The 19247-nt window shown below is 48.5% G+C and carries 18 protein-coding genes and 1 pseudogene; 11 read left to right on the forward strand and 8 right to left on the reverse strand.

Annotated elements, in window-relative coordinates:
* The first annotated feature begins 11 nt into the window (after positions 1–11).
* The 3 genes from ACQVGT_RS04520 to frlD are packed head-to-tail and all read left to right on the forward strand — an operon-like array spanning position 12 to position 2664.
* Positions 12–890 (forward strand): carbohydrate ABC transporter permease, encoded by an 879-nt coding sequence (locus ACQVGT_RS04520; RefSeq protein WP_014477910.1) that lies wholly within the window; start codon positions 12–14, stop codon positions 888–890.
* 3 nt (positions 891–893) lie between these two features.
* Entirely contained in the window at positions 894–1796 is a 903-nt protein-coding gene (locus ACQVGT_RS04525) for a carbohydrate ABC transporter permease (protein WP_015384578.1), read from the forward strand.
* 13 nt (positions 1797–1809) lie between these two features.
* Complete coding sequence (gene frlD / locus ACQVGT_RS04530; RefSeq protein ID WP_015384577.1) at positions 1810–2664, forward strand: fructosamine kinase FrlD; 855 nt, start codon at positions 1810–1812, stop codon at positions 2662–2664.
* Positions 2665–2688: 24 nt separating this feature from the next.
* On the opposite strand, the gene frlR is transcribed toward frlD, so the two are convergent.
* Entirely contained in the window at positions 2689–3417 is a 729-nt protein-coding gene (frlR, locus tag ACQVGT_RS04535) for a transcriptional regulator FrlR (protein ID WP_014480777.1), read from the reverse strand.
* A 181-nt stretch (positions 3418–3598) separates the two neighbouring features.
* Here frlR and ACQVGT_RS04540 point away from each other — a divergent pair, with 181 nt between their 5' ends.
* Positions 3599–4702, forward strand: a complete 1104-nt coding sequence (locus ACQVGT_RS04540; protein ID WP_015384575.1) for an ABC transporter ATP-binding protein — start codon at positions 3599–3601, stop codon at positions 4700–4702.
* Between the two features lie 33 nt (positions 4703–4735).
* On the opposite strand, the gene ACQVGT_RS04545 is transcribed toward ACQVGT_RS04540, so the two are convergent.
* The gene (locus ACQVGT_RS04545; protein ID WP_015483662.1) at positions 4736–5602 is read right to left on the reverse strand and encodes an endonuclease I family protein; all 867 of its coding nucleotides are present in this window, start codon (positions 5600–5602) and stop codon (positions 4736–4738) included.
* A gap of 81 nt (positions 5603–5683) precedes the next feature.
* Positions 5684–5804, reverse strand: a pseudogene (locus tag ACQVGT_RS04550) (hypothetical protein); the annotation flags it as partial.
* A 244-nt stretch (positions 5805–6048) separates the two neighbouring features.
* On the opposite strand from ACQVGT_RS04550, the gene allC reads away from it, so the two are divergent.
* The 7 genes from allC to pucE all read left to right on the forward strand — a co-directional run bounded on the left by allC (position 6049) and on the right by pucE (position 13953).
* The gene (allC, locus tag ACQVGT_RS04555) at positions 6049–7287 is read left to right on the forward strand and encodes an allantoate deiminase (protein ID WP_015384573.1); all 1239 of its coding nucleotides are present in this window, start codon (positions 6049–6051) and stop codon (positions 7285–7287) included.
* A gap of 13 nt (positions 7288–7300) precedes the next feature.
* Positions 7301–8551, forward strand: a complete 1251-nt coding sequence (pucG, locus tag ACQVGT_RS04560) for a (S)-ureidoglycine--glyoxylate transaminase (RefSeq protein WP_015483661.1) — start codon at positions 7301–7303, stop codon at positions 8549–8551.
* Positions 8552–8766: 215 nt separating this feature from the next.
* Positions 8767–9759, forward strand: a complete 993-nt coding sequence (locus ACQVGT_RS04565) for an XdhC family protein (protein WP_015483660.1) — start codon at positions 8767–8769, stop codon at positions 9757–9759.
* A complete protein-coding gene (gene pucB, locus ACQVGT_RS04570) occupies positions 9756–10373 on the forward strand; it encodes a xanthine dehydrogenase accessory protein PucB (protein ID WP_015384570.1) in 618 nt (205 codons plus the stop codon). Before ACQVGT_RS04565 ends, pucB begins: the two co-directional genes overlap by 4 nt.
* Entirely contained in the window at positions 10370–11203 is an 834-nt protein-coding gene (gene pucC, locus ACQVGT_RS04575) for a xanthine dehydrogenase subunit C (RefSeq protein WP_015384569.1), read from the forward strand. Before pucB ends, pucC begins: the two co-directional genes overlap by 4 nt.
* Positions 11204–13441, forward strand: a complete 2238-nt coding sequence (pucD, locus tag ACQVGT_RS04580) for a xanthine dehydrogenase subunit D (RefSeq protein WP_015384568.1) — start codon at positions 11204–11206, stop codon at positions 13439–13441. It begins immediately after the preceding gene.
* Positions 13432–13953: a xanthine dehydrogenase subunit E gene (gene pucE, locus ACQVGT_RS04585; RefSeq protein WP_015483659.1), complete on the forward strand. Its 522-nt coding sequence runs from the start codon at positions 13432–13434 to the stop codon at positions 13951–13953. The genes pucD and pucE overlap by 10 nt, the downstream gene beginning before the upstream one ends.
* A 205-nt stretch (positions 13954–14158) precedes the next feature.
* On the opposite strand, the gene yuzJ is transcribed toward pucE, so the two are convergent.
* From yuzJ to pucJ, 5 genes are all read right to left on the reverse strand, one after another.
* The gene (gene yuzJ / locus ACQVGT_RS04590; RefSeq protein ID WP_009968115.1) at positions 14159–14290 is read right to left on the reverse strand and encodes a YhzE/YjcZ family sporulation protein YuzJ; all 132 of its coding nucleotides are present in this window, start codon (positions 14288–14290) and stop codon (positions 14159–14161) included.
* Positions 14291–14673: 383 nt separating this feature from the next.
* Positions 14674–15018 carry a hydroxyisourate hydrolase gene (gene uraH / locus ACQVGT_RS04595; protein WP_015384566.1) on the reverse strand — a complete coding sequence of 115 codons (345 nt, stop codon included), beginning with the start codon at positions 15016–15018 and terminating at the stop codon, positions 14674–14676.
* A complete protein-coding gene (gene pucL / locus ACQVGT_RS04600) occupies positions 15018–16502 on the reverse strand; it encodes a factor-independent urate hydroxylase (RefSeq protein ID WP_015384565.1) in 1485 nt (494 codons plus the stop codon). Before pucL ends, uraH begins: the two co-directional genes overlap by 1 nt.
* 12 nt (positions 16503–16514) lie before the next feature.
* Positions 16515–17807 (reverse strand): uric acid permease PucK, encoded by a 1293-nt coding sequence (gene pucK / locus ACQVGT_RS04605; RefSeq protein WP_015384564.1) that lies wholly within the window; start codon positions 17805–17807, stop codon positions 16515–16517.
* Between the two features lie 5 nt (positions 17808–17812).
* Positions 17813–19162, reverse strand: a complete 1350-nt coding sequence (gene pucJ / locus ACQVGT_RS04610) for a uric acid permease PucJ (protein ID WP_015384563.1) — start codon at positions 19160–19162, stop codon at positions 17813–17815.
* Positions 19163–19247: the final 85 nt, after the last annotated feature.

The following is a 19247-nucleotide window of genomic DNA, read 5'->3' on the forward strand; positions in this document are numbered from 1 at the left end:
ATGAGATACCCTTGGTCAATCAGAATAAAATAATCCCCTATTTGTTTTTGGTGCCCGCTCTCGTTTTTTTACTTTTCGTTTATATCCCGATTTTTGAGAATGTATTCCTCAGCCTGTTTCAGTGGAGCTCATTTTCTCCGGAAAAAACGTTTATCGGCTTAAAAAACTATGTTGAATTATTTCATGATCCTGTCTTTTATCAGGCACTTACCAATAATGTGCTTTATGCAGTGATCTCAATTGTATGCCAGGTATTTGGCGGTTTGATTTTGGCGGCGGTGCTTGAGGATAAGCTGGTCAGAAAATGGTCGCCGTTTTTTCGTACCGTTTTCTTTTTGCCGGTTGTCATCTCAATGACGGTGATCGCGCTTTTGTTTGATTTTATTTACAATCCGGAGACAGGGCTTTTGAATCAGCTGCTTCAGGCCATCGGTCTTGATCAGCTGACGAGGGCCTGGCTCGGGGATGACAGCACAGCTATGCTTTCTGTCATTTTTGTGTCCCAGTGGCAATCTGTCGGTTATATTGCGATGCTGTACATCGTGTCGATTCAAAAAATACCGGATGAACTGTATGAAGCGGCCCGGCTTGACGGCGCTGGTAAAATTCAGCAGTTTTTTCATATTACTGTTCCCCAGACGAAAGAGATGTCTTTTGTTGCGGTGGTCATGACGCTGACCGGGGCCTTTACGGTCTTTAATGAGCCGTACATTTTGACAGGCGGCGGGCCGGGAAACGCGTCAGAAGTCTTGAGCACGTTTTTATATAAAAGCGCCTTTACAAAGGATATGATGGGCTACGCCTCAGCGATTGCCACTGTCGTGTTAATCATTACGCTTGCATTATCGCTCATGCAAATGAAGTTCTTTAAAACCGGAAAGGAGGAGTAACTGATGCTGCCTCAGAAGAAGACAGATTCGTTCAGGTTGGAGCCTGTGCCTGACCAGCACATTGAGGTGAAAAGAAAGCCTAGACGAAAATGGTATATCGGAGAAACGTCTGTGTGGGTTTTTCTGTTTCTTTATCTGATTGCGATTGCCTATCCGCTTCTCTGGATGGTGTTGAGCGCCTTTAAAAACTCTGACGATATTTTTGAGCACAGCTGGTCGCTGCCGTCTTCGTGGCATCCGGAAAATTTTGTTTCCGCCTGGAACCAGGGGATTTCTTCTTATTTTATGAACAGTGTCATCGTTACGGCGCTGACGTGTGTGATCACTGTCTTTATCAGTGCATGGGCAGCGTATGGCCTTTCCCGGTTTGAGTTTAAAGGAAAAGGATTCTTTTTGGTACTATGTCTTGGCGGATTGATGCTGACGCCGCAGGTCAGTCTTGTGCCGCTTTATTCTATTATTCAGTCGCTTGGCCTGTACAATACGTATTGGGCGTTAATCCTGCCGTATGCGGCTTATCGGATCCCATTCACCATCATTTTGATCCGCTCTTATTTTCTTTCTATTTCCAAAGAATTGGAGGAGGCGGCCTATTTGGATGGGTGTACAAGTTTTGGAGTATTTTTCAGAATTTTCTTACCAATGAGCGTGCCGATTTTGGTGACATCCGGCATTTTGACGGCTTACCATACATGGAATGAGTTTATGTTTGCGATTATTTTCATAGATGATGAGAATTTGCGGACCATTCCAGCCGGGCTGATGCAGTTCAGAGACGCGCTGCAGACAGACTGGGGCGTCCTGCTGGCGGGGTTAACGATTTCAGCCGCGCCGATTATTATTCTATTTTTATTGATGCAGAAATATTTTGTCCGCGGGATTGCAAGCGGCAGTGTAAAAGGATAAAGGAGGAAGCGCTATGAAATTGATTGCGGTTGGAGATAATGTTGTAGATTACTACCAGGATCAAGAAACATTTTACCCGGGAGGAAATGCCTTAAACGTTGCTGTGCTTGCCAAGCGGCTCGGGCATGAGTCTTCCTATATCGGAATCGTCGGCAATGACGAAGCCGCGGCGCATCTGTTGAACGTTCTCAAGCTGGAGCAGGTTAATGCAGATTATATTCGCCAGGCGCACGGAGAAAACGGGATGGCGATTGTCACCCTTGATGAACAGGGGGACCGCATTTTTGTCAGATCAAATAAAGGCGGCATTCAGTCTCGGCTTCGCCTCGCGTTTCAGGAGAAAGATGTATCTTTTATCAGCGGGCATGATCTGCTGCATACGAGCGTGTACAGCAGGCTTGAGAACGATCTTCCGCAGCTGTGCGGGCTTGTCCCTGTCTCATTTGATTTTTCAACCAATCGGGAGGATGATTATTTGAGGAGGGTCTGTCCTTATGTGACGTATGCGTTTTTTTCAGGAAGCGATTTGAGTGAGTCGGAATGCGGTGAGCTTGCCAAAACAGCTCATGGGTACGGAGCCAAAATGGTTTGTATGACCCGAGGGGGCCAAGGAGCAATCCTGTCTGCGGGTGAGCGAGTCTATCATCAGCCGATTGTGGAAACTGATATAATAGATACACTTGGAGCGGGAGATTCTTTTATAGCAGGCTTTTTGACTGCCTTTTGCGTGAAGCAGGATATAACGTACGCTTTGCGCCAAGCCGCCGAAACGGCTGCGAAAACATGCGGTGTGTACGGTGCTTTCGGCTATGGCTATCCTTATCGCTTGGAGGACGGGGGAAGCAGTGAAAAAACGAGAATACTATAAGCAGTGTCTCGTTTTTTATGCCTGTTATGTGTAGGGGCTGTTGATGGTAAAAGTGACACGGTTTGTGTGCATCAAAAACAATGAGCAATAGATTGGCTGGTCGTTTGATGTAAAAGCCGTTTTATCAATTTCAAACAGCGCATCCCCGATATCACAATCCAGGTATTTGCTTTCCTCCTGTTGGGCATATACAACGTTTAATAGCTTCGTATTGTGCGTGGGTACAACTTTGTACTGCTGTTTCAAAATATCATGCATGGAGACGCCGTCAGCAATAAAGGTATCAATGCCGGGAAACAAATCAAGCGGATAATGCGTCACTTCAAAGGTGAGAGGCTGATCATCATTATATAAAATCCGTTTTAATTCAACGACAGGGCTCTCGGGATGGATTTGAAGCTTTTCAGCGATGGGTTTTGACGCTGGAATGATGTCATGGGACAGCACATGATGCTTCGGTTTTTTGCCGGTTGATTCCATAAATTCCGAGTAGCCGTTTACAGCGATCAGCTCTCGTTTTAATTTAGGGCTTTTAACGAACGTTCCCTTTCCCTGCTGCCTGATCAGATAGCCTTCTTCGACTAAATCGAGAATGGCTTTCCTGACGGTGATGCGGCTGACGTTATACTTGGTGCAAAGCTCGTTTTCGGTAGGCAGCTTGGCGGTTGGGGAATACACGCCCTTTTTGATGTCATCAGTGATGATTTGTTTTAGCTGAATGTATAAAGGTGTAGAACTTCCGTTGTTTAACAAAGAGTAGCCTCCTTTTAACCTATTATTTATATTATAATGTATTATGACGTTATAATACAAATTTACATTTTTTATTTTAGAAATATAGCAAAAATAGGAATCGATTACTCTAAAAATAACAGAAAGACCAAGTTGTTTCCAGTGACGAAATAACGGGTCAAAAGATAGGGGGACTTTTCTGATGGCTTCATTAACATTTGAACACATCAAAAAATCATATCACTTACAATTAACCGTGAAGGACTTTGATTTAGATGTAAAGGATAAGGAGCTTTTGGTGCTGGTGGGGCCGTCAGGATGCGGAAAATCAACAACGCTGCGGATGGTGGCTGGATTAGAAAGCATTTCTGAAGGAAATCTTCTTATTGATGGGGAGCGGGTCAATGATCTTCCGCCGAAAGAACGTGATATTGCGATGGTATTCCAGAACTATGCGCTTTATCCGCATATGACGGTTTTTGATAATATGGCGTTTGGATTAAAGCTCAGAAAGATGGCGAAACAGGAAATTGCCGAGCGGGTTCATGCGGCAGCCAGAATTTTAGAAATTGAACATTTGCTGAAGAGAAAACCAAAGGCGCTCTCCGGCGGGCAGCGGCAAAGGGTGGCGCTTGGCAGATCGATTGTGAGGGAGCCGAAGGTCTTTTTAATGGACGAGCCGCTTTCTAATCTGGATGCAAAACTAAGAGTGACGATGCGGACAGAAATCAGCAAGCTGCACCAGCGATTAGAGGCAACGATCATTTATGTCACGCATGACCAGACCGAAGCAATGACAATGGGAGATCGGATTGTCGTCATGAATGAAGGGGAAATTCAGCAAGTGGCGAAACCTCATGACATTTATCATTACCCGGCCAATTTGTTTGTCGCAGGCTTCATTGGCTCTCCCGGAATGAACTTTTTGAAAGGCATCATAGAACAGCAGCATGGCGAGCTGTTTTTCACAAATTCTTCGATCCGGCTTCATATTCCTGAAGAAAAAGCAAAGCGGCTGAAGGAAAAGGGATATGCCGGAGAACAGATGATTGCCGGTGTACGGCCGGAGCACATCACACAAATGACAGGAAATGACCAGTTGTTTGATTCAGTGTTTCAAGCGAAGGTGGAGGTGAATGAAAATCTGGGCTCGGAGCTCATAGTGCATGTCATGGCTGGGGACGAGCGGCTCAAGGTCCGCCTGGACGGAAACACGCGAATCGATGCAGGCGATTCAATCCAGCTCTCAGTGAAAATGGACCACGTCGTCTTTTTCGATGCGGAAACGGAAGAGGCTGTGTATTAGAAAAAGGTGCTCCTTAAAAGGAGCACCTTTTTCTTACGGCCAAATCTCGTCCGCCCATTCAGGGTGGTCGATAAATGGATTGCGGTTATGCTGATATTTTTCATAAATGATTTCATTTCTTTTCCGCTCGCGGTCGTCAACCGGATCCTGCTTATTCCATTCGAGCAGGACAGATTGTTTGCCATGATAAGGAGCTGAGCCGTTGCCTGTCTTATCATTAAGCTCAAGATCAGGATAGCCGTCATCACCCTCGTAACGGACAGCCATGTAAAACAGCATGCGGGCAACATCGCCTTTCACATCATCGCGGGGCTCCCATGAATCGCCGTCATAATAATTTCCGGGTGCCTTCGCATATTCAGTGCCGCCATTATCAAAATCCATATTTCCTCTGGCGCTGTTCACTTGAACATCAGCCGGGCGCAAATGATGAATATCAGTACCAGGTCCCTTGCTCGTACCAAAATCGCCATGGGATTTCGCCCAGACGTGCTCGCGGTTCCAATCGCCGACATTGCCGCCGTTCAGGTTTTTGGACCGCGATTCTTTCGTATAGAGCAGGATGACGTTATTCGGATTTCTCGGGTCTTCATCCGTTTCTTTCAGCGCGCTCCACACTTCGCTGTAGGACAGCATCGTGTGTCCGCTGATAATACGGTGCAGGGTGCTTTTTAGCGAGTCTCCTGTTTTACCTTCAGCCCCTTCATAATAGGTATCTGTGTCAGCATAGGGTGCAGCGGGGGCGGCTAATGAGAGAAGGCTTCCTGTTCCTGAAGGGGAAGACGCCAATCGGTCATTAAGGCTTAATGCGGTTTGCGCGCTTGCTGAAGCTGCCGGCGCAAGCCATCCGGAAATCAGTAATACACAGACGAGCGGCAGAAACCATGCTTTTTTTGTCATCACTTGCCCTCCTTTTATCAGATCATGTCTATTATCTAAAATTGAAATAAAGGATAGAAGTGTCATTTTGTATATTTTTCATTAAAATTGTAAATTAGTCCCTTTGGAGGAGACGGAAATCTCCTGTTCCCATATCTTTAGGTCCTGTTTTTTGCGAGCTGCCGGCATTTCCGTTTTCATCCGTACCGCAAACATCGCCTCTCCGGCAAGCTGAGCTTGTTCATATGAAAGGCATTTTGACCCTCTCTTTCGCTCTTGCTGGCTCTCTTCCTAACCGTGTTTTCTTTTGACCTTTACATCAAAATAGTTGTGACATGTAGGGTGAATCTGGTTGCTGGATAGATACTGTGACTAAAAAATAAACGTTTTTTTGGTTAATCTGTCAATGAACTATCATGTTCCTCCTTCTATAATGAAGTCACCATAGCGGCCAGAGGGGGGAGTACATGGAAAAGCAGAAGCTTTCAGTAAAAAACAGCATCACAGATTATATTGAATGGCTCGCCCAATACGGTGCGTCTGCGGATGGCGGCGTAACGAGGCTTTTATACACAAAAGAGTGGATGGACGCACAGCTTGCTGTGAAAACGGAAATGTCTTCTTTCGGGCTTGACACAAGATTCGACGATGTCGGCAATGTGTTTGGAAGGCTTTCGGGCACCCAGTCTCCGGATGAAGTCATTGTAACCGGTTCACATATCGATACTGTCATCAATGGGGGAAAATACGACGGCGCCTATGGTGTTCTGGCGGCAATGCTTGCGATAAAGCGGCTCAAAGAGACATATGGATCGCCGAAAAAAACACTCGAAGCGGTATCCTTATGTGAGGAGGAGGGCAGCCGTTTTCCAATGACCTACTGGGGATCAGGGAATATGACGGGTGTTTTTTCATTACAGGATGGAGCAGAGCCAAGAGACGAATCAGGAGTCTCGCTGCAACATGCGATGCATGAGAACGGTTTTGGCAAAGGTGTGTTTCAGGCAGCATATCGGACAGATATCAGCGCTTTTGTTGAGCTCCATATTGAACAGGGACAGACATTGGAAATGTCAGGACGGGATCTCGGGATTGTGACAAGCATTGCGGGGCAGAGGCGATATCTCGTCACGCTGGAGGGGGAATGCAATCATGCGGGAACCACCTCCATGAAATGGCGCAAGGACCCGCTCGCAGCCAGCAGCCGTATCATTCATGAGCTGCTGCTGCGGTCGGAGGAGCTGCCGGAGGAGCTCCGTCTGACATGCGGAAAAATAACGGCAGAGCCCAATGTAGCCAATGTCATACCGGGCCGCGTCCAGTTTTCAATCGATATTCGCCATCAGCATCAGCATGTGCTGGAGCAGTTTCATCAAGACATGGTTGCTTTGATCAATGGCATTTGCCATCAAAAAGGAATTCGCGCCGTGATTGATGAATATATGCGGATAGAGCCTGTGCCGATGGACGAAAGGCTGAAGGCTGCGGCTTTTGAAACAGCATTAGAAAACGGCTTCAGCTGTGAGGGAATGGTGAGCGGAGCAGGGCATGACGCGCAAATGATCGGAAGGCGCTATCCTGCTTGTATGCTGTTTGTGCCAAGCCGAGGCGGTGTCAGCCACTCACCGAAGGAATATACGTCAGCCAGACAGCTTGAGATCGGCGTCCGCGCACTGACTGATTTATTATACAAACTGGCTTACTGAAGGAGGAATGGCTGTGTCAGGCAGAAGAGAATTATGCACCCCGTTAAGAACGATTATGACGCCGGGGCCTGTTGAGGTTGATCCGCGTGTATTAAGAGTAATGAGCACCCCGGTTGTCGGCCAATTTGATCCGGCGTTTACAGGTATTATGAATGAAACGATGGAGATGCTTCGGGAGCTGTTCCAAACAAAAAACCACTGGGCATACCCGATTGACGGCACTTCACGGGCGGGAATTGAAGCAGTGCTGGCTAGTGTGATAGAGCCGGAAGATGATGTGCTCATTCCCATTTACGGCCGTTTCGGTTATTTGCTGACTGAAATCGCCGAGCGATATGGGGCAAATGTTCATATGCTTGAGAGCGAATGGGGAACGGTTTTTGACCCGGAGGACATCATACGGGAGATAAAAAAAGTGAAGCCGAAAATTGTGGCAATGGTGCATGGAGAAACATCGACAGGACGGATTCACCCGCTGAAAGCCATCGGCGAAGCCTGCCGCACCGAGGATGCATTGTTTATCGTCGATGCAGTCGCAACGATTGGGGGCTGCGAGGTTAAAGTCGATGAATGGAAGATTGACGCTGCCATCGGCGGAACGCAAAAATGTTTATCTGTGCCTTCAGGAATGGCGCCGATTACATATAATGAGCGGGTGGCGGACGTGATTGCAGCCCGCAAAAAGGTGGAGCGGGGGATTGCGACACAAGCTGACAGGGAAGCGCTTTTGGGAAATCGGCCGATCACAAGCAACTACTTTGATTTGAGCCAGCTTGAGGATTATTGGAGCGAAAGACGGCTCAATCATCATACAGAAGCGACGACGATGCTGTACGCCTTACGTGAGGGAGTCAGACTGGTGCTTGAAGAAGGTCTTGAGACACGTTTCGAGCGGCATCGGCACCATGAAGCCGCATTAGCAGCAGGGATAGAGGCAATGGGGCTAAGATTGTTTGGAGATGACAGCTGCAAAATGCCTGTTGTCACCTGTGTCGAAATTCCCGGCGGCATTGACGGCGAGTCTGTCCGTGACATGCTGCTGGCACAATTCGGGATTGAAATTGCCAGCTCATTCGGCCCGCTCGCAGGGAAGATCTGGAGAATCGGCACGATGGGGTACAGCTGCAGAAAAGAAAACGTGCTATTCGTGCTTGCCGGGTTAGAGGCTGTGCTTCTCAGACATAACGCAGGAATCGAAGCAGGAAAAGCGCTCCAAGCAGCGCTGGATGTGTATGAAAACGCTGGCCGCCAGGCAGCGGTGTAAAGAAAAGCTTGCGGAGTTCCGCAAGCTTTTTAACGATATGATTTCGTGTTTTCTCCAATCTGATTTTCTTCGTTTGACTCTTTTTACAAATCCTCTTTCTATGTGTTTTATTTTCTGACAAATCATGAGTCATTTTTTCTTCCATCGTCTATTCTTTATACAAGTTACCCATAAAACGCTGAATTAGTTGTTTTTTTCGAGAGGAGGATGCAGCATTGGGAAATTTTCACACGGTGTTAGACGCGCTTCTGGAAGACCAGGAGGGGGCTGTGCTGGCGACCATTGTTCAGGTTGAAGGCTCCGCATATCGAAAAGCAGGTGCTTCTATGCTCTTTAGGAAAAATGGCAAGCGGATTGGCTTGCTGAGCGGCGGGTGTGTGGAAGAAGATGTATTCCAAAGAATCAGTGCGCTGGGCGAACAGCTCACATCAGCGCTGATTCCCTACGACATGCGGTCGGAGGACGATCTTTCTTGGGGCATGGGAGCCGGGTGCAATGGCATTATTCATGTTCATGCAGAGCGAATCACTCTGGAAAAAAGGCGGCACTATGAGAAAGTGAGGGACTGCCTTCATTCAGGCAAAGCTGTCACTTCCGTTATAAAAATTGGATCCTCCCATTATTTATTTCTGACGGAGAACGGGCATTTTGGGAACTGGCCGGACGCGCCTCTGCAAGATATTCAACGTGCTGTTTCAACGCTTCATTTACCGCATTTCGATCCACCCACTAACATGTTTATTCAGCGAATTGAACCGAAGCCGCGTCTCATTCTGTTTGGAGCGGGACCGGATACTGTACCGCTGGCCAATTTGGCGGCTGACACAGGGTTTTCTGTTATCGTGACGGATTGGCGGCCCGCTTATTGTACATCCTCTCTTTTTCCAAAAGCGGATCAGCTGATCATCGCTTTTCCGGAACAAATGCTTAGCGAATTTCAATTTTTTCCGCATGATGCAGCTGTTGTGGCAACCCATCATTATGAGCACGATCAAACGATCATCAACTTCTTATTTTCTCAAAACCTCCATTATATTGGACTCTTGGGTTCGGCAAACCGCACGAAACGGCTACTGAACGGAAAACATCCTCCGTCTCACTTTTACAGTCCGGTCGGGCTGAAAATCGGTGCGGAAGGTCCCGAGGAAATTGCGGTAAGTGTAGTTGCAGAAATTATTCAAACAAGAAAACGGCTGGCGGTTGTATGAGAAACCCCTATCTGATCGGCGTGTTTCTCGCTGCCGGCAAAAGCAGAAGAATGGGTCAAAACAAGCTGGCTTTGCCGCTAAAAGGAGAAAACATCGGCTCACTTTCTTTGAAAACTGCTCTGTCGTCCCGCCTTGATCACGTGCTGGTCGTCGAGCTGACAGAACATGCTTCCCTTGAGTGGATAGGAGCGCCGTATCACGCTCCGCCTTTTCAAAAACGCTGGAGCCTGCACGTTTGCCAAGACGCAGAAAAGGGTCAGGGGCATTCAGTCAGCAGCGGGGTGAGAAAAGCAGAAAGCATGGGGGCGGACGGCGTTGTCATTTTGTTAGCCGACCAGCCTCAGCTTTCCGTCGATCATCTCAATGCCCTTATGGCACTGGCTCCTGAGTCATTTGCCGTGTCATCGTTTTTAGGGGCGTTCACCCCGCCAATCTACTTCTCGTCGGCTTGTTTTCCTTATGTAAAGGGGTTAACGGGAGATGAAGGGGCTCGCAGGCTCCTGAAAAGCGGACAGCTTGGAGCAGGAGCGGTTTTGGAGGCAAAGGATAGCGGCGAGTTGGACGATATTGATACACCCGAGGAATATGACATGGTAAGGAGGGCGATGGCTTGAACGGCCAAGTGACAAAAGCAAGGATGAATATTCAATTATGGAGGCCGGCAGCGCTTGATGAGGCCTATTCGCTTTTAGAGAAGCTTGCTCCGGATGTGTGTGCCGCATCGGGAAGCACGCTGCTTCAGCTTCTGTGGGACAAAGGAACTCTACCGAAACAGCACCTTGTCAGCCTTGAAGGGATTGACGAGATGCGAGGGATCAGCGCCAGTGACACCCACGTGTCGATCGGGGCGCTCACATCACTGAATGAATGCAGAAAGAACCCTTTGATCAAGAGCGCGCTTGGCTGTTTCAGTGACGCTGCTTCCGCTGTCGCTGCACCGGGGATTCGCAGCCGTGCCACGATTGGCGGCAACATAGCGAGTAAAATAGGTGATTTCATTCCGCTTCTGCTTGTGCTTAGTGCTGAGCTTATCGTATATCAAAAGGAGCTAATCAGGCTGCCGCTTAGCGCTTGGCTCAGTGAGGAAGACTTTAGAACGGCTATCGTCACGCGTGTCATCATCCCGCGGGCGGAGGGAGAGCGTGTATTTTATCACAAGCTTGGAAGGCGCCAGGCTTTTACAGGAGCGGCTGCTGTTGCAGCTGGACGTTTTTTGAAAGACGGCGGCATTCGCCTCGCCGCTGGCCATGCCGATATCACTCCTAGGAGATTATTGGACAGTGAAGCGAAATGGATGGCACCAGGGTGGGACTCGCATGAGCTGTACAAAATACTTATCCATGAGCTGCCGTTTTCCTCAGATGCTTTTATGTCAGCGGCATACAGAAAAAAAGCCGCTGCCAACGTCATCATGGCAGAGCTGATGGCTGAGGGAGGGGAATAAATGATCATCAACAAACCGTCAAAAGTCAGGCCGGATGGAAGGGGTAAGGTCACAGGGGAATTGAAATATATGACCGATCTCAGCTTTCCAGGAATGCTGTATGGCAAGGTGCTGAGAAGTGCTTATCCTCATGCAGAGATTGTGTCGGTTTGCACCATAAAAGCTGAGAAAATGGAAGGCGTGCAGGCCGTTGTCACACATAAAGACGTTCCCGGGTTAAACCGATTTGGCATTGTCATTCCTGATCAGCCGGTTTTATGTGAGGACAGGGTGCGGTATGTCGGGGATGCGATCGTCGCAGTTGCTGCAGAATCGGAGGAAATCGCGGAAGCGGCGCTGGAGCTGATTCACGTTGAATATAAAGAGCTGGAAGTCATGGATTCACCAGAAAAAGCGCTTCGGCCGAATGCGCAAAGACTGCATGAGGACGGGAATATCCTGCACCACGCATTTTTTTTAAACGGCGATGTGGAAGAAGGGTTTCAAGCATCTGACACAGTCCTTGAAGAAACCTATGAGCTGCCGCGGCAGATGCATACGTATATGGAAACGGAGGGAGGCGTAGCCGTTCCGGAAGACGACGGGGGTTTTACGATGTATGCAGGAACCCAGCACGGCTATAAAGACCGTTTCCAGCTTGCCCGTATTTTTGACATTCCTGAAGAGAAGATAAGGATTGTGTCAAGTCCGATGGGCGGCTCGTTCGGAGGGAAGGATGAGCTGAATATTCAGCCGTATGCCGCGCTTTTGTCACTGAAAAGCGGACGTCCTGTCAAAATCCATCAGACACGAAAGGAATCTGTACGTTCTGGCATTAAGCGCCATCCGATGAAGATTACGATAAAAACGGGTGCGGATCATTCGGGAAATCTATTGGCGCATGACGTGAAAATTGTGGCGGACACAGGCGCATATGCTACGCTCGGACCGGCTGTTCTTGATTTTTCTGTCGAGCATGCCGCGGGGCCGTACCGTATTCCGAATATCCGGACTGAAGGAATATCAGTATTTACGAACAACGGGGTGGCGGGGGAATTCCGAGGCTTTGGCGGCAATCAAATCACATTTGCACTCGAAACCCATCTCGATCGTCTCAGCGGCATGCTCGGCATCGACCCGCTGGAGCTGAGAAGAAAAAATATCAGAAAACCGCATGACTTGGGACCGCTTGAGCATCGAATTGCACCAACTGACGGAGCGGCGCAGGTGTTGAATGCCATATCTAAATCTCCCATTCTTACAAGAACAAGCCGGAACTGCGGGTATCTGCAAAGAGGCACGGGAGCGGCAATTACAATGCACGGCGGCGGGCTGGGATATGGCCGAATGGATGCGGCAGGAGGCCGTTTGTCCCTTTCGAGTGAAGGCAAAATCACAGCATCGTTCGGATTTGAAGAATGCGGACAGGGGATTCTAGCAGCGATTGAACATATTGTCATGGAGGAGCTGGGTTGTGCCGCAGAAGATATTTCCATTGTTATTGGGGATACCGCAAAAGTGCCGAAGTCAGGCTCCTCCACAGCATCCCGCGGCACAAGCATGGTGTGGCACGCGATCCAGCGTTTGAAGAAGCCGTTTCTAGCTCAGTTGAAAAAAAGGGCGGCAGAATGGAACGGCTGTTCAGCGGAAAACCTTATTCCCGGCGCTGCAGGCTTGCGTGACAAAAACACAAAGGCGCTCGTGGTGACGTATAAGGAGCTGGCTGAAAAAGGCCCTTTGGCAGAGGAAACGGCCTTTGACTTTCCAACAACGCCTGATCCTGTGGTGGGCGGCCATTTCCTCTACTCATTTGGAGCGGCTGCCGTTGAGGTGGAGGTAGATCTGTTAACAGGCGATGTCAAAGTGATAGATTGTGAGCATGCTATTGCGGCAGGTCCGGTTGTCAGTCCGCAGGGTTATCGAGGTCAAATTGAAGGCGGCGCTGCCATGGCACTCGGCTACACACTGATGGAGGAAGCCAAAATGACGGACGGCCGTTATGCCGCGGAAAATTTAGATCACTATTTGATCCCTGGAGTTAAAGACGTTCCTAACATGAAGGTGATCGCAATAGAAGAACTAATGAAGGGTGACGCATATGGACCGCGCGGTGTTGGCGAAATCGGAACGATCGCCATCACTCCGGCGATTGTAAAGGCAGTACATGATGCAGTCGGATGTTGGATTAATAAGCTGCCGATTTCAAGAGAAGAGCTGCTTGAAGCGATAGACAGAAAGGGGCTGAAGCAATGGACGTAAAAGAGGCCGGGCCATTTCCTGTAAAAAAGGAACAGTTCCGAATGACCGTGAATGGACAGGAGCGGGAGGTTGCTGCCGTTCCTACGACACATCTGAGTGACCTGCTTAGAAAGGAATTTCAGCTGACCGGGACAAAGGTGTCCTGCGGAATCGGCCGCTGCGGAGCCTGCTCTATTTTAATCGACGGAAAACTGGCCAATGCGTGTATGACCATGGCTTACCAAGTGGACGGCCACTCCATTACAACAATCGAGGGCGTACAAAAAGAGGAACTGGATATCTGCCAAACCGCTTTTCTGGAAGAAGGAGGCTTCCAATGCGGCTACTGTACCCCAGGAATGATAATTGCGCTTAAAGCTCTGTTTCGGGAAACCCCTCAACCTTCTGACGAAGATATAGAAGAAGGGCTGGCGGGGAATTTGTGCCGGTGTACCGGGTATGGCGGGATTATGCGGTCAGCTTGCAGGATTAGAAGAGAGTTGAACGGGGGTAGACGGGAGTCCGGCTTTTAAAAGCCGGACTTTTTTAGCCTCAGTCAGACAGCGCGGTCAAGACGCAGAAGCGCTGTGGGAAACATCACGATAAATCTCGTAGAACTTGATAGCTTCTGGATTAGAAAATGATTAGTGAATCCATAGCAAAGACGCCATAAAAACTTCTTATGGCGTCTGTCGGACAGGGAGGTGTTGGATACGGCGGAGGCAAGGAAAGTTAAACTTAATAATTAAAGATAGCTGCTCCAACAATGATCAACAAAATGAATAGCACCACGATCAAAGCGAAGGAGCTCCCGAAACCGTTTGAGTAACCAGAGTTTCCACTATATCCACCAGAATTGTAGAATCCCATAATGTCACCTCCTTTAGTGGAGATAGTATAAGATATGCCAAACGATCATTTTCGACATAGATTTAAGTCTAAAAAAGAAAAAATGAATATTTTGTCTAAAGGTGTAAGAGAGAACGCATTATCAAAACGATTAAAACCGCAGCAATTGTCTTCAAAGTATTTTTTTGAGAAGCTTCTAAGAGCTGACTTATTAGTTTGAAACCCCGATTTATAAATGAAAGGACTACAGGATGTTTTTCTCGTAGCAATTATCCTGAAAAATATTGGTGAATGTTTATTCAAGCTGTTGTTTCACTAAGCGTGGGATCACTGCAAGTACTGTCTTAGGATCAAAAGTTTATTGAAGTGCAAATAGAAACCCGCCTCACCGGCGGGCTTCCTTCTTAACTCCCCCTATACACCTGATATCCAAACGGCGACAGCAAGAGCGGGATATGATAATGTGCATCTGGATCTGAAAGCTGAAAACGGACGGTGACTATGGTTAAAAATGGCTGGTCGACCGTATTCACGTTTTTATTCGCAAAATAGTCTCCTGCATGAAATTCCATCACATACTCTCCGGACACCAGCTCTTCACCAGCCAGCAGAGGGACATTGGCTCTGCCGTCATTGTTAGTGTAAACCTCTTTCATAATACTTTCGCCCAGCCGCTTCAATTCAATTTTTACGTTCGCCGCTGGTTTGCCGCAGGTTAAATCTAAAATATGGGTTGTCAGCTTTCCCATCAGGCTTTCAGGCTCCGACATTTTTCAGCGGTTTTCTGTTTTTCTTTCTCGGCGTCTTCTCTTGTCACGGTAAAATGTTGGAAACCGTATGGCGGGCGCGGTTCGGTGTAGACTTTTCCTTGTGAGCCCGGGATTTCTACGACAACCGCATCCCACGTGTGATTTTGAGATTGGAAGCTGACATCAGTGAGCTGCGGGAACCTTGCTAATATTCTGCAGCCGATATGATAGATTAAGTTTTGGATTGAAGGGGTTTCGAGCTCGTGAAAAACGGTGCTTGCCAAGTCGCGGACTTGTTCAGCCGCGACGTAGCGGGCTGGATCAGAAGCGTATGCGTCATTTGTATTTTCATATTGCCAGCTGATGTTTAAATAGACAAACAGCGGGCGGTTGCCGTCTTCGGGAAGAGTCGTATATTCGTCCCGGATGAAGCCGACGAAGGAGTTGCCGCTCACCTTGACGAGCTGAAGATCCATGATTTCGCTGTATTGCTCTGTAATCGTTATGGTATTCCCGCTTCGTTCTGCTTTCAGCAAAGAGCGGCTTCGTTCATTACGCGATCTTCTGAAGACGAGGCGGCTTGTGCTGAGCTCTTTCTCCTCGTATGCAGGCATTGCTTCAAACGGAATGTCTTCGCCAGTCAGAGTGATCTTGTCCATATGAGAATAGGTATCTAAAAATCGGTGAGCTACATAGTGTAGGAACCCCTCGGTTGTCGTTCCTTCATAGGATGCGAGATGGCGCTGGATAAAGTTTTTCATTGAATCCGTTGCCACGACGAGAGTATTGTCTCCGTCTGTAAATGATGGCAGGAAGGCTTCTCCGCCAATTTCGCATGTCACATCAACGCCGACAACGGTATTGCTTCTCCCGGCAAAAGATGATTCTGGGATTTGCTTCACTCCAGTGAGCGGTTTTAAAAACGTTCGGTATGCAAATACATTTCCTTTGCCATAAGACATGGTTCTTTTCATTTGCGTCTCTCCTTTTTCAGTGATGATGTCAGCCAGACGAAAGCGGGCGATTCGGTAAATTTCTATAAGGGCCTGCTGGAACTCCGTTTCTCGTTCGCTCTCAAGCCTTGCCAGCAGGGCTTGGTGAATGTCCTGTTTCGTCTTTCCCTTCACCGCTAAAATAAAAGGAAAGCCGAAGCGATCATAATAGTGTTCATTCAGCATGAGAAACTCCTCGTATTCCTGCTGTTCTAATTTGCTGAGCCCCGCGTTCTGCTGCTCTCGTACCGAGTCATCGCTCATTGTTTTCTTTGTTCCGAGCCGGGGATGCTTTTTGATTAAATCAAGCTGTGTCTCGCGATCCGCGGCTTTTACTATGCCAGTCATTTTGCGGTGAAGATCAGAAAGGGACGAAAACGGCCGTAGTGCTGCGGATCTCTCCGCAATCCATGAAGAGTGTTCAAAAATAGAACCAAGTGTGCCTGTCAGTGTTTGTGTGTCCATTTGGTTCAGGTCATCCATTGTGAACATTGGCATCTTCCTTTACGTTTTTATGTCTGCGCCATTCGGCTGTTTGGTTTGAAAAAAAGCGTGCAGTGCAATGGCCGTCAAACTGCCGATCACAATTCCGCTTCCTGCCAAGACAGAGGCCGCGCCCGGAAGAGATGAAAACAACGCGGGAACTGTTGTAGCGCCAAGCCCCAAGCTGACGGAAGAGGCGATAATCAGCAAGTTGCCTTGCGAATCAAGGTCAACGCTGGATAGCATTTTGATCCCGTAAGAAATGACCATGCCGAACATGACGATCATTGCGCCGCCGAGAACTGGGGTGGGGATCACTGTTGTCAGGGCCGCTGCTTTTGGAACCAGCCCGATCGCGACCAGTATGATTCCTGTGATGGCGATGACGTTGACACTTTTCATCTTTGAGAGCTGAACGATGCCGACATTCTGCGAGAAAGCTGTATAGGGAAACGCGTTAAATAAGCCGCCCAGCAAAATCGCAAGGCCTTCTGCCCGGTAGCCCTTTTCCAGATCCTTCTCCGACAGCCTGCGGTTTGTGATATCAGCGAGGGCAAAATAAACGCCTGTCGATTCAACGAGGCTGACAATCGCAACGAGAAGCATCGTGACAACAGCCGGCAGCTCAAAGGTTGGCGGTCCGAAATAAAACAGAGACGGAACATGAAGCCAAGACGCCTCCAAGACCTCAGAAAAATTGACCTTTCCCATGAAATATGCAGCCGCTGTTCCTGCGATAAGACCGAGTAAAATCGCTATAGAGCGGATAAAGCCTTTAAAGAAATAAAACAGCAATAAGATAAAAGCTGTGACGCCAAACCCGAGGAGCACGTTGTCCAGTGAGCCGAATTCTTTGCTTCCTTCACCTCCGGCCAGGTTATTCATTGCCGTTGGAATCAGGCTGATGCCGATGATCATGACGACTGATCCGGTTACAACAGGCGGAAAAAAACGGACAAGCTTCCCGAAGAAGCCCGCGGCTAAGACGACAATCAGTCCTGCGGCGATAATGGCACCGTATATCGCTGGGACACCGTAAGTACTGCCGATGGAAATCATCGGGCCGACTGCGGTAAACGTGCATCCGAGCACAACGGGAAGGCCGATGCCGAAATATCGGTTTCTCCAGAGCTGCAAAAGAGTTGCCGCCCCGCACATAAACAAATCAATCGCGATTAAATACGTCAGCTGTCTCGCATTCAGCCCGATCGCCGCTCCGACGATCAGCGGAACGAGAATGGCTCCCGCATACATGGCAAGCATGTGCTGAAGCCCCAGCATCATCAGCTGTAAGGCATTGTGCTGTTCCTTCATCTTTTTTACACCTCTTTTTCTAATGCGAGTGTATGTTCTAATACCGGTAGTTCTGTTTGCTGTGCTGTTAATTCTTTTTTGTCGCGCAAGCTGAAAAATAGATTCAAAAAGATGGCGGTTAGGCTTCCAGTGATGGTGCCGTCACTGACCAGAATCCGGATCGGAGCGGGGAATTCAGCAAAAATCCCGGGGACCGTGCTGGCGCCGATGCCGAGTGCGATTGAGCATGCGATGGTCAGGAGGTGATATTGATTTTTGAGATCCGCTGCGCTGAGCATTTTGACGCCGGAGGCAATCACCATGCCGAACATGACGACGGTCGCGCCGCCAAGTACAGCAGCAGGAACGGCAGATGCAAGGGCGGCAATCTTCGGAATCAGTCCGAGACAGACAAGGATACAGCCTGCGGTAACGACGATGTTTCTTGTTTTCACTTTGGTCAGCTGCAATAAGCCGGCGTTTTGCGCAAAGGTATTATAAGGAAAGGCATTGAACAGCCCGCCGATGAGAATGGCGATTCCTTCCGCTCGATAGCCTTTGACGAGGTCTTTTTCAGTTAAAGATCTGCCGCATATCTTTCCGATTGCGTAAAAAACGCCGGTTGATTCCACAATTATGACGATTCCGACGATCAGCATCGTTAAGATCGGACCGATTTCAAACGTAGGGGCTCCGAAGTAAAAAGGCTTCGGGATTTGGAAGAACGGTGCTTCTGTAACAGAAGAAAAGCTGACTTTGCCCATGATCGCTGCAGCCGCTGTTCCGGCGGCGATTCCGATCAGAACGGACAGTGTTCGGGCAAATCCTTTGAGAAAGCGGTTGAGGACTAAAATCAGAACAAGAACACCGACAGAGAGAAGAAGGTTTTCGAGTGAACCGTATTCGGGGTTGGGGCTGCCGTTTATTTTTTCGCCGCCAGCCATATTTTTCACACCTGTCGGAACAAGTGAAAGGCCGATCAAGGTCACAACGGTACCTGTTACGACAGGAGGAAATAACACAGTCAGCTTGCCGAAAAAACGCGCAAATAAAAAGATGAATACACCGGCCGCGATGATGGAACCGTAAATCGCGTGAATGCCGTAATTGCTGCCGATTGCAATCATCGGTGTGACGGCCACAAATGAACTGCCAAGCATGACGGGAAGCCCGATGCCGATGTATGCTCCGCGCAAGGTTTGCAAAAGCGTCGCGACCCCGCACGTTAACAGGTCAATCGCCAATAGGTAGGACAGCTGTTCAGTTGTTACATTCAGCGCCCTGCCGACAAGCAGGGGCACCAAAATCGCACCTGCATACATGGCGAGCACATGCTGCAGGCTAAGCGTAAACACCTTAAACGATCTTTTTTTCACTATAGTCCCTCCCTGTATGTGAACTTTAGTAACATGATATCGTGCCGATCGAGGGGTGTCATTGGATACAGTAGCTGAAAAAGAC

It is taken from the genome of Bacillus sp. SCT118 (assembly GCF_058566435.1).

Coding starts and splice junctions, on each gene's coding strand:
- ACQVGT_RS04525 (WP_015384578.1), top strand. CDS start 894: ATGCTGCCTCAGAAGAAGACAGATTCGTTCAGGTTGGAGCCTGTGCCT.
- frlD (WP_015384577.1), top strand. CDS start 1,810: ATGAAATTGATTGCGGTTGGAGATAATGTTGTAGATTACTACCAGGAT.
- uraH (WP_015384566.1), bottom strand. CDS start 15,018: ATGGGAAAGCTGACAACCCATATTTTAGATTTAACCTGCGGCAAACCA.
- pucE (WP_015483659.1), top strand. CDS start 13,432: ATGGACGTAAAAGAGGCCGGGCCATTTCCTGTAAAAAAGGAACAGTTC.
- pucK (WP_015384564.1), bottom strand. CDS start 17,807: ATGAAGGAACAGCACAATGCCTTACAGCTGATGATGCTGGGGCTTCAG.
- yuzJ (WP_009968115.1), bottom strand. CDS start 14,290: ATGGGATTCTACAATTCTGGTGGATATAGTGGAAACTCTGGTTACTCA.
- allC (WP_015384573.1), top strand. CDS start 6,049: ATGGAAAAGCAGAAGCTTTCAGTAAAAAACAGCATCACAGATTATATT.
- ACQVGT_RS04540 (WP_015384575.1), top strand. CDS start 3,599: ATGGCTTCATTAACATTTGAACACATCAAAAAATCATATCACTTACAA.
- ACQVGT_RS04545 (WP_015483662.1), bottom strand. CDS start 5,602: ATGACAAAAAAAGCATGGTTTCTGCCGCTCGTCTGTGTATTACTGATT.
- pucB (WP_015384570.1), top strand. CDS start 9,756: ATGAGAAACCCCTATCTGATCGGCGTGTTTCTCGCTGCCGGCAAAAGC.
- pucL (WP_015384565.1), bottom strand. CDS start 16,502: ATGTTCACAATGGATGACCTGAACCAAATGGACACACAAACACTGACA.
- pucD (WP_015384568.1), top strand. CDS start 11,204: ATGATCATCAACAAACCGTCAAAAGTCAGGCCGGATGGAAGGGGTAAG.